13 protein-coding genes are annotated in these 15,281 nt (G+C 66.4%); 4 read left to right on the top strand and 9 right to left on the bottom strand.

The genetic code is table 11. The features are described from left to right. Positions 1-170: 170 nt before the first annotated feature. Together N5K27_RS10545 and N5K27_RS10540 are read left to right on the top strand one after the other, a co-directional pair. Positions 171-332: a hypothetical protein gene (locus N5K27_RS10545; protein WP_279816269.1), complete on the top strand. Its 162-nt coding sequence runs from the start codon at positions 171-173 to the stop codon at positions 330-332. Positions 333-1,124: 792 nt separating this feature from the next. Then, the gene (locus N5K27_RS10540) at positions 1,125-1,289 is read left to right on the top strand and encodes a hypothetical protein (protein ID WP_279816266.1); all 165 of its coding nucleotides are present in this window, start codon (positions 1,125-1,127) and stop codon (positions 1,287-1,289) included. A 31-nt stretch (positions 1,290-1,320) separates the two neighbouring features. Here N5K27_RS10540 and urtE read toward each other — a convergent pair whose 3' ends face one another. From urtE to atzF, 8 genes are all read right to left on the bottom strand, one after another. Then, complete coding sequence (gene urtE / locus N5K27_RS10535; protein WP_087837489.1) at positions 1,321-2,013, bottom strand: urea ABC transporter ATP-binding subunit UrtE; 693 nt, start codon at positions 2,011-2,013, stop codon at positions 1,321-1,323. 18 nt (positions 2,014-2,031) lie between these two features. Further along, a complete protein-coding gene (urtD, locus tag N5K27_RS10530; protein ID WP_087837505.1) occupies positions 2,032-2,901 on the bottom strand; it encodes an urea ABC transporter ATP-binding protein UrtD in 870 nt (289 codons plus the stop codon). Between the two features lie 17 nt (positions 2,902-2,918). Next, a complete protein-coding gene (urtC, locus tag N5K27_RS10525; RefSeq protein WP_279816282.1) occupies positions 2,919-4,061 on the bottom strand; it encodes an urea ABC transporter permease subunit UrtC in 1,143 nt (380 codons plus the stop codon). 22 nt (positions 4,062-4,083) lie between these two features. After that, entirely contained in the window at positions 4,084-5,703 is a 1,620-nt protein-coding gene (gene urtB, locus N5K27_RS10520) for an urea ABC transporter permease subunit UrtB (protein ID WP_279816262.1), read from the bottom strand. 74 nt (positions 5,704-5,777) lie between these two features. Further along, the gene (urtA, locus tag N5K27_RS10515; protein ID WP_279816261.1) at positions 5,778-7,079 is read right to left on the bottom strand and encodes an urea ABC transporter substrate-binding protein; all 1,302 of its coding nucleotides are present in this window, start codon (positions 7,077-7,079) and stop codon (positions 5,778-5,780) included. Positions 7,080-7,277: 198 nt separating this feature from the next. Then, positions 7,278-7,994 (bottom strand): GntR family transcriptional regulator, encoded by a 717-nt coding sequence (locus tag N5K27_RS10510; RefSeq protein ID WP_087837485.1) that lies wholly within the window; start codon positions 7,992-7,994, stop codon positions 7,278-7,280. Between the two features lie 32 nt (positions 7,995-8,026). Beyond that, positions 8,027-11,632 carry an urea carboxylase gene (gene uca, locus N5K27_RS10505; RefSeq protein ID WP_279816258.1) on the bottom strand — a complete coding sequence of 1,202 codons (3,606 nt, stop codon included), beginning with the start codon at positions 11,630-11,632 and terminating at the stop codon, positions 8,027-8,029. Between the two features lie 12 nt (positions 11,633-11,644). Further along, positions 11,645-13,480 carry an allophanate hydrolase gene (gene atzF / locus N5K27_RS10500; protein ID WP_279816254.1) on the bottom strand — a complete coding sequence of 612 codons (1,836 nt, stop codon included), beginning with the start codon at positions 13,478-13,480 and terminating at the stop codon, positions 11,645-11,647. A 223-nt stretch (positions 13,481-13,703) separates the two neighbouring features. Between atzF and N5K27_RS10495 the strand changes: the two genes are divergently transcribed. Next, positions 13,704-14,195, top strand: a complete 492-nt coding sequence (locus tag N5K27_RS10495; protein ID WP_165963052.1) for a thermonuclease family protein — start codon at positions 13,704-13,706, stop codon at positions 14,193-14,195. On the opposite strand, the gene N5K27_RS10490 is transcribed toward N5K27_RS10495, so the two are convergent. After that, positions 14,192-14,719, bottom strand: coding sequence for an N-acetyltransferase (locus tag N5K27_RS10490; protein ID WP_279816252.1), 528 nt, complete (start codon positions 14,717-14,719; stop codon positions 14,192-14,194). The genes N5K27_RS10495 and N5K27_RS10490 overlap by 4 nt on opposite strands. 88 nt (positions 14,720-14,807) lie before the next feature. Between N5K27_RS10490 and N5K27_RS10485 the strand changes: the two genes are divergently transcribed. Further along, positions 14,808-15,275, top strand: coding sequence for a MarR family transcriptional regulator (locus N5K27_RS10485; protein ID WP_279816249.1), 468 nt, complete (start codon positions 14,808-14,810; stop codon positions 15,273-15,275). Positions 15,276-15,281 lie beyond the last annotated feature (6 nt).

Raw genomic sequence — 15,281 nt, 5'->3', positions numbered from 1 at the left:
ACACTCATACCGGGCCAAAGGGCGTTTTGTGAACAGCTATCGACGTGGAAGCAAAACCCAGGGCGGCGGTTCGAACACATATCCTGCCGCGATCATCTCAGCCTCGATTTCCGCCGTGATAAAAAGGGGCTCAATGATCGGCTGTTCGGTCTGGGGCCGCATTGTTCCGCATGAAACTGATCGATGTGTTGCGAGGTTTTCGCAGCAGTGCGCTCACGTTCGAAAGCAAGGCCCTTCACAATGTCCTCCCAGTCCAGCGCGGTTTCTTCGAAGGCGCCCATGCGCTCCGCCTCTTCTCTGGTAAAGCGTTCCAATTGTGCTCCATGCCGTAGCCGTCCCACACAATACAGCCCCGGTACATCTACAGTACAGTCATCGTGTTGGCCAGACTTCGCCAGACTTCGTTAAGCTACTGTTTCGTAATTGCTTTTAGCTTTCTTAGCTTACGGTACACTACGCCTAGTTTTCCTAGGCACGCATCGTCAAGGCCGAACTCAAAATCCCCCGCCGCAAGGCGTGCCGGTTCGATTCCGGCCCCGGGCACCACGGATACATCGGCCATCGCACTACTTGCGCCAACCGCTGATGCTGTCCTATCGCAAGCGCGGCGACACATGGCGCACAGAGATCATGCGTTACGGTCGCCGCGAAACCGTCGCCTTTCCGACCAAGCGTGAGGCCCAGGAATGGGCCACCAAGCGCTACCCCCTGGCCGATCTGGCGACATCGCGTGATCGCCGGATAGCGGGGACTCCGGCAACTAATACCTCATGCCTCCGTGCAGCTGTAGCGCCCCCGGGGAGCAGTCAGCAGTTTCCCTTTTTCGCTTGGCCCGGGGGGCAGAAACCACCTCCACCCCCACCTCCACGGCTCATCCCTGGATCAACGATCACTGCTCCATCGGGCGTGTACACGGCACAGGCAGTCAATGTCGAGGCAAGAAAAACGAGAGCGGCTACTAGCTTCATGGAATTTCCTATGGACGGGAAGTGGAGTTTATTGCGCTCGGGCGTCGTGGAGATTTTATGTTGGTAACAAATCCCAGCGCCAGCGCAAGCCAGACAGAAGGAGCATGACCCAACGAGCGCTGATCGATATTCGGGCCGTCGCCGGAGACGCCGTACATGTTCCCGCGCACCCTGATCAGCACCTGCGTGCTGCTGGCACCTGCTGCCTGCGGCGGCTCGGATGGTTCGAGCACCGGTACCGACACCACCACACCCACCCCGCCGGCCGCCGTCGGTTCGGGCGTATTCGACAGTTCGCAGGCTTTCGTCAAGGCCGAGTAAGTCGGATGGGCGGGCGGGACGGCTCCGGTTGTCAGACCGCGATCATCTCCCGCACCCCTTGCGCATCCATGTCCGCACCCAGCCCATTGGCCACGATTTCCCCCCGGTTCATCACCCAGTATCGGTCCGCGATCGCCTTTGCGAAGTCGTAATACTGCTCGACCAGCAGCACCGTCAGCCCCATTTCGTCGACGAGGCGGCGCAGCGTCCTGCCGATTTCCTGGATGATCGAAGGCTGGATGCCTTCCGTGGGTTCGTCCAGGATCAACAACTGCGGTTCGCTCATCAGGGCTCGGCCGATGGCCAGTTGCTGCTGCTGGCCGCCCGAAAGATCCCCGCCTCGCCGGGCCCGCATGTCCTTGAGTACCGGGAACAGCGCGTAGATGTGCTCGGGCACGCCGGCGGGCGCCTTGCGGCTGGCGGCCCCGACCAGCAGGTTTTCTTCGACCGTCAGGCGAGGGAAGATGTCGCGCCCCTGGGGCACGTAGGCGAGGCCGCGGGCGACGCGTTCGTAGGTGGGCAGTCTGGTGAAGGGTTGGCCGCGCCAGGCGATGGTGCCGCTTTTCGTCGGCACGACGCCCATCAGGCAGCGCAGCAGGGTGGTCTTGCCGACGCCGTTGCGGCCGAGCAGCACGGTCAGCTTGCCGTCGGGCACGGTCATGGAGATGTCGCGCAGGATGTGGCTGCCGCCGTAGAACTGGTTCAATCCTTCAATGTTCAGCATCGTCCGTTCCCCGCAAGTTCAACGTCCCAGATAGGACTCGATGACGGCTTCGTCCCGTTTCACGTGGTCCAGGGAGCCTTCGGCCAGCACGCGGCCTTCGGCCATGACCGTCACGCGGCCGGTTTCGCCGGCCAGCGCGGCGACGAACTCCATGTCGTGTTCGACCACCATCATGGAGCAGGTGCCGCGCAGGCGGTTCAGCAGCACGGCCAGTTCCATGGTTTCGTCGTCGGTCATGCCGGCGGCGGGCTCGTCCAGCAAGAGCAGGGCCGGTTGCTGCATCAGCAGCATGCCGATCTCGAGGCGCTGCTTCTGGCCATGCGAGAGTTCGCCCGCGAGCCGGCGCGCCTCGCTTTCCAGGCGTATCACTTCCAGCGTGTGTTCGATCCGGGCCTGGGCCGCGCGGTCCAGGCGCGCGCGCAGCGACGCCCACCAGCGCTTGTCCGCCTTCATCGCGAGTTCCAGGTTTTCCCAGACCGGGTGCTGTTCGAACACGGTGGGTTTCTGGAACTTGCGGCCAATGCCGGTCTGGGCGATTTGCGGTTCGTTCAGGCGGGTGAGGTCGATGCTCTGGCCCAGGTAGACCTTGCCAGCGTCGGGCGAGGTCTTGCCGGTGATGACGTCCATCATCGTCGTCTTGCCTGCGCCGTTGGGGCCGATCACGCATCGCAATTCCCCGGCGTCGACCGTCAGGGACAGCTTGTTCAACGCCCGGAAGCCGCCGAAGCTGACCGTCACGTCTTCCAGGTAGAGGATGGTGCCATGCGACACGTCGATGGCGTTGGGCCGGACCACGTGCCCCAGGGCGGCGGCCCCGGACAGGGTGGGCTGGTCGAGGCCGTCGCCGAAGCCCGACGCGCTGCGCGGCGGCGTCTTCGCGTGGTCCATGGCAGGATGCGTACCCATCAGTGCGTGCTCCGCTTGAAGACGTTTCCGATCAGGCCCATGATGCCGCGCGGCAGCAGCAGCGGTACCAGTACGAAGATCAGGCCGAGGAAGAACAGCCAGTATTCGGGGAAGTTGGCGGTGAAGAAGCTCTTGGCGCCATTGACGGCGAAGGCGCCGACGATGGGGCCGATCAGGGTGCCGCGCCCGCCGACGGCGACCCAGATCGCCATTTCGATCGAGTTGCCGGGCGACATCTCCCCGGGGTTGATGATGCCGACCTGGGGTACGTACAGTGCGCCCGCGATGCCGCACAGGATGGCCGACACGGTCCACACGAACAGCTTGTAGCCCAGGGGGTTGTAGCCGAGGAACATCAGCCGGGTCTCGCCGTCGCGCACCGCGGTGACGACGCGGCCGAGCTTGGAGGTGACGATGGCGCGCGCGGCGATGAACGCGAGGACGAGCGTGGCGAAGGTCAGCAGGAAGAGCGCGGTACGGGTGCCGGGGTGGGTGATGGCGAAGCCGGCGATGCGCTTGAAGTCGGTGAAACCGTTGTTGCCGCCGAATCCGGTCTCGTTGCGGTAGAACAGCAGCATCGCGGCGAAGGTCAGGGCCTGGGTAATGATGGACAGGTAGACGCCCTTGACGCGCGAGCGGAACGTGAAGAAGCCGAATATCCAGGCGACGGCCGCGGGCACCAGTACCACCAGCAGCAGGGCGTATCCCAGGTGCTGGGTGCCTTCCCAGTACCAGGGCAGGGCCTGCCAGTTCAGGGACACCATGAAGTCGGGCAGGTCGCTGCCGTACACGCCCTCGTTGCCGATGGAGCGCATCAGGTACATGCCGATCGCGTAGCCACCCAGCGCGAAGAACAGCGCGTGCCCCAGGCTCAATACGCCGCAGTAGCCCCAGACCAGGTCCAGCGCGAGCGCACCGATGGCGTAGCACATGAACTTGCCGGCCAGCGTCATCGCGTAGGCGGACAGGTGAAAGGCGCTCGTCTCGGGCATCACCAGCGCGCCGACCGGCACCCCTATGCCCACCGCGATGCTCAGCGCCAGCAATGCGAGCCAGGCGTTGCGCGAGAGCAGCGCCGGACGCGGCGGCAGGCCCAGCGTCCGTCCGATGTCCTGGCCGGCGGCGGACGGGATCCCCGGCATCGTCGATATCGTGACAGCCATCTCAAGCCTCCGCGCTACGGCCCTTCAGGGCGAACAGGCCCTGCGGGCGTTTCTGGATGAAGAGAACGATCAGCACGAGCACCGCGATCTTGGCGAGCACGGCGCCCCAGAACGGTTCGATCGCCTTGCTGACGAGACCGAGTCCGAAGCCGCCGATCACCGTGCCGGCGATCTGGCCGACCCCGCCCAGCACCACGGCCATGAAGGAGTCGATGATGTAGCTCTGGCCCAGGTCCGGTCCCACGTTGCCGATCTGCGACAGCGCGCAGCCTCCCAGTCCGGCGATGCCGGCGCCGAACGCGAACGCATAGGCGTCCACGCGCGCGGTCCGCACGCCGACGCAGGCGGCCATCCGGCGGTTCTGCGTGACCGCGCGCACGAACAAGCCCAGGCGGGTCCGCGTGAGCATGGCCCAGGCCAGCGCGACGACCGCCAGCGAGAACGCCAGGATCGCGATCCGGTTGTACGGCAGGATCAGGCTTTGCATGACGGTCACGCCGCCGCTCATCCATGAAGGGTTTTCCACCTGGACGTTCTGTGCGCCGAAGATCATGCGCGTGCCCTGGATCAGGATCAGGCTGATGCCGAAGGTGGTCAGCAGCGTCTCCAGCGGCCGGCCATAGAGGTGCTTGAGGACCAGGCGTTCGATGACCGCGCCGCCGAGCGCCGCCGCCAGGAACGCGACCGGCACCGCCACCAGCGGATACCAGTCGAACGCCGCGGGCGCGTAGCGATGGAACAGTGTCTGCACGACGTAGGTCGCGTAGGCGCCGATCATCAGGAATTCCCCGTGCGCCATGTTGATGACGCCGATCAGTCCATAGGTGATCGCCAGGCCCAGCGCGGCCAGCAGCAGCACGCTGCCGAGCGACAGGCCGGCGAACAGCGTGCCGGCGATCCGTCCGCGGCGCTCGATGCCGTCCAGCGTGTCGAGCCCTTGCTGGGCGACGGCCCGTACCTGCGGGTCGGGTTCCTGCCATGCGCCGGTCGCCGATTTGGCCGTCAGCGGGCGCAGCAGTTCGTACATGCCCGGATCCTTGCGGGCGGCGACGAGCTTGACCGCTTCGAGCCGGGTCGCGGCATCCGGGGCGTGCAGCGCGGTCATCGACCATAGTGTGTCGAGACGCTGCTTCAGGGCGGGATCGGCTTCCCGCGCGCGCGCGGCGTCGACCAGGGGCTTCATCGACGGATCCGGACTCTTCAGCAGCGCGTCGATCGCCGCGCCGCGCGCGGCGGCATCGGGCGATGCGAGCTGCAGGCCGGCCAGCGCGCCGGCGACTTTCGCGCGCAGCAGATTGTTCAGCGTGACAGGCTGCGCGGCATCGGCCACGTCCTGGCCGACCGGCCTGCCGGTCGCCGCGTCGCGCGTGGCCGCGTCCGACCGGATCAACAACTGCCCCGCGTCGGTGGCCAGTGCGTTGTCGTCGGAAAGCGCCTTGAGCAGCGCGAACGAGCTCTCGTCTCGCGTCTCGATCAGTTTGTCGATCGCGGCCAGCTTGGCATCGAAGTCGTCACCGCCCAACGGAGCGATGTCGGCGGCGTCGAGCGCGAAGGCCGCCGGGCCGGGGCACGCGAGCGCCGCCGACACGGCCACGGCGCGCAGGTATTGGCGCAGGTTCATGTGGGGAAGACCGGGTTGGACAAGGACAGGAATCCGCCGGGACACGACAGCCGCGCCGTGTCCCGGCGTCGGGCTCAGGCCAGGCCGGACTGGCGCGCCAGTGCGGGAAGCGAGCCGACGACATCCGGCTTGCCCTGGTTGCCGGGAATGTAGGGGCTCCACGGCTGCGCGCGCACCGGCGCCTTGGTGCGCCAGACGACGTTGAACTGGCCGTCCGCGCGCACTTCGCCGATCATCACCGGCTTGCGCAGGTGGTGGTTGCCGTCCATCTCCAGCGTGAAGCCCGAGGGCGCGGCGAACTTCTGGCCTATCATCGCGGCGCGCACCTTGTCGACGTCGGTGCTCTTGGCCTTCTCGACCGCCTGTTTCCACATGTGGAGACCGACGTAGGTGGCCTCCATCGGATCGTTGGTCACGCGCTTCGCGCCACCCGGCAGGTTGTTCTTCTTCACCCAGTCCGCGAACATCTCCTTGAACTTCGTGTTCTCCGGATTGCGCAGCGACATGAAGTAGTTCCACGCGGCCAGGTTGCCGACCAGCGGCTTGGTGTCGATGCCGCGCAGTTCTTCCTCGCCCACCGAGAACGCCACGACGGGCACGTCGGCCGCCTTCAGGCCCTGGTTGCCGAGTTCCTTGTAGAACGGCACGTTCGAGTCGCCGTTGATCGTGGAAATGACGCAGGTCTTGCCGCCACGCGCGAAGGCCTTGATGTTCGCGACGATGGTCTGGTAGTCGCTGTGGCCGAACGGGGTATAGACCTCCTGGATGTCGGCATCCTGCACGCCCTTCGATTGCAGGAAGGCCCGCAGGATCTTGTTGGTGGTGCGCGGGTAGACGTAGTCGGTGCCCAGCAGGAAGAAGCGCTTGGCGCCGCCGCCTTCCGCGCTCATCAGGTACTCGGTCGCGGGGATGGCCTGCTGGTTGGGCGCGGCGCCGGTGTAGAACACGTTGCGCGACATTTCCTCGCCCTCGTACTGCACCGGATAGAAAAGCAGGCCGTTCAGTTCTTCGAACACGGGCAGCACGGACTTGCGCGATACCGACGTCCAGCATCCGAACACGGCGGCGACCTTGTCCTGCGAAATCAACTGGCGCGCCTTTTCCGCGAAGAGCGGCCAGTTTGACGCCGGGTCGACCACGACCGGCTCGATCTTCCTGCCCATCACGCCGCCCGCCGCGTTGATCTGGGCGATGGTCATCAGCGCCGTGTCTTTCAGCGACGTTTCCGAGATCGCCATCGTGCCCGACAGCGAATGCAGGATACCCACCTTGATCGGCCCTTTGTTCGCACCTTGCGCGAATGCGGAAGGGAGTCTGCCGGCGATTCCCGCCAGGCCCGCTGCCGATGCGACCTTCAGAAACTCACGCTTTTTCATTGATCGTCCTTGGAAGTGGAAGGTTGTATTTCGTCTTGGATACAAGACTGCATTGAAGATGCAACTTCCGGGCCAGCGGATGAGCCGGCGGCGCCGGAGCAGGGAAGGGGGATTCAGCGGGCTGTTCGCGTCTTGTCGTGATAGATGTCGGTGCGTGGCGGCGCCATGCTGGTGCGCCCCGCACGCATCCCGGGAGCTTCAGGCCTGCTCGCGCGACGCATAGCGTTCGCGGGCGGTCTGCATCATGTACAGCGTGATGCGCTTGACTTCGGCCTGGCTCTCGGCGATATGCGCACGGACCATCTGCCGCGCGAGCGCGGCGTCGTTCTTGCCGATGGCGTCCAGGATGTCCGCGTGCTCCTGGTAGGTGGCGGCCACGCGCGGCGGTTTGGTGAAGTCGAGGCGGCGGATGATGCGTATGCGTTCGGCCACGTCCGTATGCATCCGGGCCATCTCGAGGTTGCCGGTCGCGGCGACCAACCCCGCGTGGAAGCCCTCGTCGAGCGCCGCCGCCCTGGCCGGATCCTGCTCGCGCATTCCGGCTGGCACGCACCAGATCTCCCGCAGCGGATCGAGCTGCGCCGTCTGGCGCCCGGCGACGATACGGTCGATGGCCGTCGTTTCCATCATCACGCGGATCTCGTACAGGTCCTCGAAGTACTTGAAGTCGAAGGTCCGCACCTGCCAGCCGCTCTTGAAGTGCACGTCCACGTAGCCTTCGCGCAACAGCCAGAACAGCGCCTGCCGCACCGGAGTGCGGCTGACCTGCATGCGCGCGGCGACGTCGCCTTCGCTGAACTTGTCGCCGGGCAATAGCCGGAAATCGAAGATGTCCGCCTTCAACCGGGTGTAGATCTGTGTCGCGAGGTTGTTCGCGCCCTGCGCCGGTTCGCCCGGCACGCGGTTGTCCGCCATAAGGAATTCCAGAAACGGTTATGAAGCGGCGGTCATGCCAGCGATACCAGGGGGTCGCCGGCGCTGATCATCATGCCGGGGCGGCAATGCAGGCTCTTGACCAGGCCGTCGTGCGGCGCGGAGATGTGGAATTCCATCTTCATGGCTTCCAGGATCAGCAGCGAGTCTCCCGCCTTCACGGTTGCCCCGGGTTCGACGAGCAGCTTCCAGACGTTGCCCGTGATGTCGGCGGCAACGATCGAGCCCGTCGGATCGTCATGCGCGGTGGTGGCCTCATCCGGGCCGTCGTCCGCGGTGCCAGCCTCGTCGGACTGGGTCGCCCAGCGGGCGACCTCCGCGTCGAACGCCTGCTTCTGGGTGGCCCGGAGCACTTCCAGCTCCGGTTCGATCCGGGCCAGGAAGGCGTTGTACTCACCGAGATCGAAGATCTCTTCCTCGATGCGCACGCCCTGGCGGCCCTCCCGGAAGTCATTGCGCAATCCTTCCAGCTCGCTCTCGGTCACCGGGTAGAAGCGGACCTGGTCGAAGAAGCGCAGCAGCCATGGCTTGCCATCGACGAACGCTTCGTTCTTCAGGAATTTGTTCCAGATGGGCAGCGTTCGTCCCACCAGTTGGTATCCGCCGGGCGAATCCATGCCGTATATGCACATGTACACGCCGCCGATGCCGACCGTTCCTTCGGCCGTGTAGGTTCGCGCGGGGTTGTACTTCGAGGTCAGCAGGCGATGGCGCGGGTCGACCGGTACCGCGCACGGGGCGCCCAGGTAGACGTCGCCCAGGCCAAGCACCATGTAGCTCGTCTGGTAGATCGTATCGTGCACGTCCTGCGTCGAGGCCAGGCCGTTGATGCGCCGGATGAACTCGGTGTTGCTGGGCAGCCAGGGCGCGGTATCGCGCACCGACTGCCGGTAGCGCGCCACGGCGTCCAGCGTCGCCGAGTCCTCGTAGGCCATGGGCAGGTACACCACCCGGCTCGACACTTTCATCGTCGAAATGCCGGCCAGCGTCGCGTCGGTTGCCGCCAGCGCCTCGACAAGCGCCCGCTGGCCGATGGTCCGGCCGTCGTAGCGCACCTGCAGCGACCGCACGCCCGGCGACAGTTCCAGCACGCCGGGCAGGGCGGCCGCCTTGAGCGCCTCCATCAGCGCATGGACGCGGAATCGCAGGTTCAGGTCGAGCACGTTGTCGCCATACTCGACCAGGATGTACTTGTCGCCGGCCTGGCGGAAAACGGTCTTGGGACGTTCACCCTGCGCGGGCGCCTCGAACAGGATGGGCGAGCCGCGGCGCGTGGAAAATGCCGGCGCATCGATCGATGTCCCGTTCCAGTCGCGGATGAACGCATCCTGCCGCCGCTCCAGCGCGAGCGCCTCGTCGAACGACATCTCGCGAAAGCGGATGCGGTCGCCAGGCTTGACCTGTCCGACTTTCCACAGTTCCGCCTTGGCGATCGTGACCGGGCAGACGAATCCGCCCAGGCTCGGGCCGTCGCGCGTGAGGATAACCGGCATGTCGCCAGTGAAGTTGATGCTGCCGATCGCGTACTCGCAATCGTGGATGTTCGACGGATGCAGGCCGGCTTCCCCTCCGTCCGAGCGCGTCCATTCCGGCTTGGGCCCATTGAGCCGGATGCCCAGGCGGTTCGAGTTGTAATGGACTTCCCACTGGCTGGCGAAGAACGTCTCGATCGATTCCGGCTTGAAGAAATCGGGGGCGCCATGCGGGCCGTACAGCACGCCTATTTCCCATTCCCGCCCGTAGGCGGGCACGAGCGCGGAGGGTAGCGGAGCCGGGGCGTGGATCGGCGCCAGGTCCGCGGTCGCGGGCAGTGCGGGATCGGCAATCGGTAGCACGTCGGCCGGGCGCAGCGTGCGCCCGGCATGTCCGCCAAACTGGCCGAGCGCGAACGTCGCCCGGCTGCCCAGGTACAGCGGCACGTCTAGGCCGTTGCGCACGGCCAGGTAGGTCCGGCAGCCGCTCGTTGCCTTGCCGATCTTCAGTGTCTGGCCGGCCCGGACCGTGACCGGCGCCCAGAATTCGACCGGCGAGCCGTCGAGCCGCGCATCCGTGGGCGCGCCGGTCAGCGCGATCACGGTGTCGCCGTGAAAGCGCAGTGTCGGACCGAGTACCGTGGCCTCGATGCCGGCCGCGTGCTCGTTGTTGCCCACGATGCGGTTGGCCAGACGGAATGCCCAGTCGTCCATCGGACCCGATGGCGGCACGCCGATGTCCCAGTAGCCCACGCGCCCGGGATAGTCCTGGATGGTGGTGTAGGTGCCCGCGTCGATCACCTCCACGGCCGACGGGCGGTAGGCGAAGTCGTCCAGATAGCGGGTCGAGACATCGCCGTCGCGGAACCCCCGGCTCGCGATGACCTTGCGCAGGTAGTCGAGGTTCGTCGCGATGCCCGAGAGGCGGGTCGCGTCGAGCGCGCGCGCCATCGCCGCGATCGCGGCGGGCCGGTCTGCCCCGTGGACGATCAGCTTGGCGATCATCGGATCGTAGTGGGCCGATACCTCGGTGCCAGTCTCCACCCAGCTGTCCACCCGGACGTCGGGCGGAAAGCCGACCTCGGTCAGGGTGCCGGGGCTGGGCGAGAAGTTGCGCAGCGGGTTCTCGGCGTAGATGCGCACCTCGATCGATGCGCCCTGCGGCGTGATCGCCCGGTCCAGGGCGGGGGGAGTGCCGGCCGCCGTCAGGATCATCCATTCGACGAGATCTATGCCGGTCACGCTTTCGGTGATCGCATGTTCGACCTGGAGCCGTGTGTTGACCTCGAGGAAATAGAAGGCCTGCCGCGCGGCGTCGTAGATGAACTCGACCGTGCCGGCCGAGCGGTAGCCCACGGAGCGGCCCAGGTTCTCCGCCGCGGCCAGCAGCCTGCCGCGTACGTCGGGCGGAAGATCCGGCGCGGGCGTTTCCTCGACCACCTTCTGGTTGCGCCGCTGCAGCGAGCAATCGCGCTCGCCCAGCGCGACCACCTTGCCGTTGCCGTCGCCGAAGATCTGCACCTCGACATGGCGTGCGCGGTCGAGGAAGCGTTCGACGAATACGCCGCCGTTCGCGAAGAACGATTGGCCCAGCCGCTGTACGGACTCGAAGGCGGCGACCAGTTCGGCTTCGTCGTTGCAGCGTGTCAGTCCGATTCCCCCGCCCCCTGCCGTGCTTTTGAGCATGACCGGATAGCCGATGACCCGGGCCGCTTTGCGCGCGCTGTCGACATCCGCCAGCAGGCCCGATCCGGGCGTGAGCGGAACGCCCGCCCGCCGGGCCAGCTCGCGCGCCTCGTGCTTGAGGCCGAATTGCTTCATCTGGAGCGCGGTCGGTCCGACGAACGCGATGCCTTCGGCCTCACAGCGCGCGGCGAACTCGGCGTTCTCGGACAGGAAGCCATAACCGGGAATGATGGCCTGCGCGCCGGTCTGCCTGGCCGCCTCGATGATCAGGTCGGCCCGCAAGTAGCTGTCGGCGGCGGTGTCGCCTCCCAGCGGCACGGCCACATCGGCCGTGGCGACGTGCAGGCTGTTGCGGTCCGCGTCGGAGTACACCGCCACGGAGCGGATTTTCATCCGCTTGAGCGTGCGAGCGATGCGGCAAGCGATCTCGCCTCGATTGGCGATCAGTACGGTATCGAACATGTGGGCTCCGGTTCAGGAACGTGACGGCTCGTTGCTGGGGCGCCGACTGTCGAGGTAGCTCGCCCAGCCGCCGAATTCGGTGATGTCGCTGGCGTCGTCCAGCGCATAGGGTTCGCAGATGAAACCCTTGACCTGCCGGCCGTCGGCGAGGGTCAGCGTGCCGATGCCCAGCGGCGCGGGAACGCCGGCGACGAACGAGCCGAATGCCGCCGCGGGTACGTCCCATAGCTCCACCCGTATCGGCGCGCCGTGGTCCGCCCGCACGAGACCGGGCTTTGGCGGCGTCGTGTTGGCCAGCGCATAGAGCCGATAGTTGGCGGCGGTCGTGGTCGATTCGACGAACCGGGCTGCCCGCGACGTCAGTTCGTGGTTCAGCGGCATGCCGCGCAGATGGGCGCCGACTACCGCCACGCGGATGGATTCGCCTGTCGTGTCGAGGTCCGCGGATCCGGCGGCGGGGATCCTGCCAGCGGCAAGCGGCAGCCCCGTTGCGCCTCGCGTCAGGCCGGTCGCTTCGTGCCACGATGCGGCGAAGCCGGCAAGTGCCCGCTCGCGCCAGGCGTCGCCGATCAGGGTGATGCCGAACGGCAGTCCGTCCTCGCGCAGGTTCGCCGGCACCGCGACCGCGCTCCAGTCGAGCAGATTGACGAAATTCGTGTACTTGCCCAGGTTGCTGTTCAAGCGTATCGGATCGGCCAGCAGTTCGGCGATCCGGTAGTGCGTCGGGGCGGTGGGGACCAGCAACGCATCGAACTGCGCCAGCAATGTGTCGGCACGGCGCTTCAGGTCCGCGAGGCGGTAGATGCCGTCGAAGGCATCGGCGGCCGAGAAATCGCGCGCCTTGAAAATGACGTCGCGGACGACGGGATGGATGTCGGTCTCGTGTCCTGCCGCGAAGGCGCGGATGGCCGCATACCGCTCGGCCACCCAGGGGCCGTCGTAGAGCAGGGCGGCCACGTCGTCGAAGACGGAGAAATCGACGGGTACGCATGTCGCGCCGCGCGCTTCGATATGTGCGACCGCGGTCTTGAAAGCCTGGTCGGACAGGTCGTCGCCGAAGAACTCCGGAACCGCCGGAATGGCGAAGCGCGGGGCCGCAGGGAGACGCCATGTCGCCGACCCCGCCGGCGCGGCTCGTGAGAGTCCATCGGCCAGGTCCAGCGATGCGGCGACATCATGGACGCGAACCGCGTCTTCCACCGTCGTCGAGAACACCGACACGCAGTCGAGCGTCCGGCACGCCGGCACGACGCCGGTGTTGCTGAACGCGCCGCGCGTGGGCTTGAGGCCGACGATGTTGTTCAGCCCCGCAGGCACCCGGCCGGAGCCCGCGGTATCGGTTCCGAGCGAGAACGGAACGATACCCCGTGCGACCACGGAGGCCGAGCCGGAACTCGATCCGCCCGATATGTATTCGGGGTCGAAGGCGTTTTCCGGTATGCCGTAGGGTGATCGCACGCCGACGAGCCCCGTGGCGAACTGGTCGAGATTGGTCTTGCCGATCAATATCGCGCCGGCCTGGGCGAGTCGCGCGATCAGCGTCGCGTTCTGCGCAGGCGTATAGGCGAACGCCGGGCAGCCCGCGGTGGTCGCGAACCCGACGGCATCGATGTTGTCCTTGGCCGCGAACGGCACGCCGTACAGCGGCAGCTTATCGATGTTTCCGTCGACCGACCGCAGCCGGTTTTCGAGCGCCGCCAACTGGGCCTGGAGCACCTCCGGGCTGGCGATCGAAATCCAGGCCGGATCCGGCCCCGCCAGGGACTCCAGCAGTTCGCCAAGCAGGCGTGCCGGTTTTGCGCCGTCCCGGTATGCGTCGAGCCAGTCGGAAATCGTCCATCCGCGCATCTGGTATTCCCTCTTGTGTACAAGTTTGGAGGGACATATTCAAGAGCCGTGCCAGGCGCGCTGCCATGCGGCTTTAGCCGTGCGGGCGGCGAGATGAGGGGGGATGCTCGGCCGGCCGATGCCTTGCCGCGCACAGGAGTGGCGCGCGATTGCGCTCGACTCAGGGGCGTGCGCCCAGCAATGGTGCGACGGGCCGTGCCGCCGGTGCTGGGATAATGCCGCCATGAAAACCACGATTTCGATGATCCGGTGCCTGGCAGGCATAGCCGCTTTCGCCCTGCCATGTGCCACGTTCGCCCAGGTTTGCACCGTCACGTCCATCCACGATGGCGACACGATGCGCCTGCAATGTCCCCCGCAAAAGAAAAGCACTCCGGTGCGCCTGGAACGGATCGATGCGCCGGAGATTGGCCAGGCCGGCGGGATCGCCTCGCGCGATTTCCTGAGGGCACTCTGTCCGTTGGGCGCGCAGGCCAGGTTGTCGCGCCATGGCAAGGATCGCTATGGCCGCACGCTGGGCGATGTCGATTGCGGCCATGGCAGCGTGCAGGAAATGATGCTGCGCCATGGGTATGCCTGGGTCTATCCCAAGTTCACCGCGGAACGGGCGCTGGTTGACCTGCAGGGCGAGGCGAGGGCGGGGCGGCGTGGCCTGTGGGCCTTGCCGTCGCCTGTCGCGCCGTGGGAGTACCGTAAGCGGGGCCGCGATCTCTAGGCCGCTACCTCGAAGGCCTGGTGATACGCCACCGTTCCTCCACCCGCCCCGGGCGTGAGCCGGACCGCCTGGAAATATTCCGGCGGCACGCCCGGCAGCACGAAGTCCGGATCGGCCCGGAATCCGAACCGGCCGTAGTATTCCGGTTCGCCCAGCACCACGCATCCGGCCGCATGGCGCTGGCGCAGCGCATCGAGCGCATGCGCGACCAGCTGCCCGCCCAGCCCCTTGCCCTGGTGTCCGGGCGCCACGGCGAGCGGACCGAGGCCGTACCAGCCGGGTGTGCCGTCGGAAAGCGCCACGGGAGAGAGGGCCACGTGGCCCACCACCTCGCCATGGGATTCCGCTACGAGCGAAAGGGTCAATGCGCCGGCCTCGCGCAGCGCGTCGACGATCCGTGCCTCGGTGCCGCTCGCATGCGGCGCGGTGGCGAAGGCGCGGGTGATCACGCGGTCGATGGCCGCGATGTCGTGCGGTTGTTCCGGGCGTATCAACATGGGCAGGGGGGGCAGAGAGGTTGTCATCCGAGCTGGAGAATATAGGGCAATCAAGCAGCGGAGTGTTTGCGTACTTAGGTTGCATGCGAACTAATTTGCTGGGAAAATAGTTCGCATGCAACCTAATTCAAGGACCCCGCCGCAGCTCGACGAACACGTCCGGGCCCGCTTCGGACGGCTGGTCGGCGCGGTCTACCGCAAGTGGCGCAGGGCGGTCGATCAGCATTTCAAGGAAATGGGCCTCTCGGACGCCACGCGCGCGCCGCTCCTGGCCTTGTACGAATCCAGCGAGCCGGTGGTGCGCCAGAAGGACCTGGCGGAGACATTGTCGCTGGAGAAGTCCTCGCTGGTCCGCATCCTGTCGCAGTTGCGCGAGCTGGGCCTGATCGAGTGGGAAACGGCGGAAGAGGATCGCCGCGCGAAGTCCATCCGCCTGACGCGGCAGGGGCGCGCGCTGGCCGAGCGTATCGTGGCCAAGAGCCTGGAGATCGAGGCCAGCCTGCTGGACGACCTGACCGCGCAGGAACTGCGCATCACCCGCCAGGCCCTGGAAAAGATCGCGCGCCGGTTCGATACGCTTTAGACGAAA

The organism is Pigmentiphaga sp. GD03639, from assembly GCF_029845405.1.
Classification (GTDB): domain Bacteria; phylum Pseudomonadota; class Gammaproteobacteria; order Burkholderiales; family Burkholderiaceae_B; genus Pigmentiphaga; species Pigmentiphaga daeguensis.
Note: the sequence above shows the minus strand (reverse complement) of the source record. Positions and strands in the feature narration are given on the sequence as shown.

Bases quoted from the DNA above. Each gene is read 5' to 3' on its own strand.
- N5K27_RS10545 (WP_279816269.1), top strand. From the start codon at position 171: ATGAAACTGATCGATGTGTTGCGAGGTTTTCGCAGCAGTGCGCTCACG.
- N5K27_RS10540 (WP_279816266.1), top strand. From the start codon at position 1,125: ATGTTCCCGCGCACCCTGATCAGCACCTGCGTGCTGCTGGCACCTGCT.
- urtE (WP_087837489.1), bottom strand. From the start codon at position 2,013: ATGCTGAACATTGAAGGATTGAACCAGTTCTACGGCGGCAGCCACATC.
- urtD (WP_087837505.1), bottom strand. From the start codon at position 2,901: ATGGACCACGCGAAGACGCCGCCGCGCAGCGCGTCGGGCTTCGGCGAC.
- urtC (WP_279816282.1), bottom strand. From the start codon at position 4,061: ATGCCGGGGATCCCGTCCGCCGCCGGCCAGGACATCGGACGGACGCTG.
- urtB (WP_279816262.1), bottom strand. From the start codon at position 5,703: ATGAACCTGCGCCAATACCTGCGCGCCGTGGCCGTGTCGGCGGCGCTC.
- urtA (WP_279816261.1), bottom strand. From the start codon at position 7,079: ATGAAAAAGCGTGAGTTTCTGAAGGTCGCATCGGCAGCGGGCCTGGCG.
- N5K27_RS10510 (WP_087837485.1), bottom strand. From the start codon at position 7,994: ATGGCGGACAACCGCGTGCCGGGCGAACCGGCGCAGGGCGCGAACAAC.
- uca (WP_279816258.1), bottom strand. From the start codon at position 11,632: ATGTTCGATACCGTACTGATCGCCAATCGAGGCGAGATCGCTTGCCGC.
- atzF (WP_279816254.1), bottom strand. From the start codon at position 13,480: ATGCGCGGATGGACGATTTCCGACTGGCTCGACGCATACCGGGACGGC.
- N5K27_RS10495 (WP_165963052.1), top strand. From the start codon at position 13,704: ATGAAAACCACGATTTCGATGATCCGGTGCCTGGCAGGCATAGCCGCT.
- N5K27_RS10490 (WP_279816252.1), bottom strand. From the start codon at position 14,719: ATGACAACCTCTCTGCCCCCCCTGCCCATGTTGATACGCCCGGAACAA.
- N5K27_RS10485 (WP_279816249.1), top strand. From the start codon at position 14,808: ATGCAACCTAATTCAAGGACCCCGCCGCAGCTCGACGAACACGTCCGG.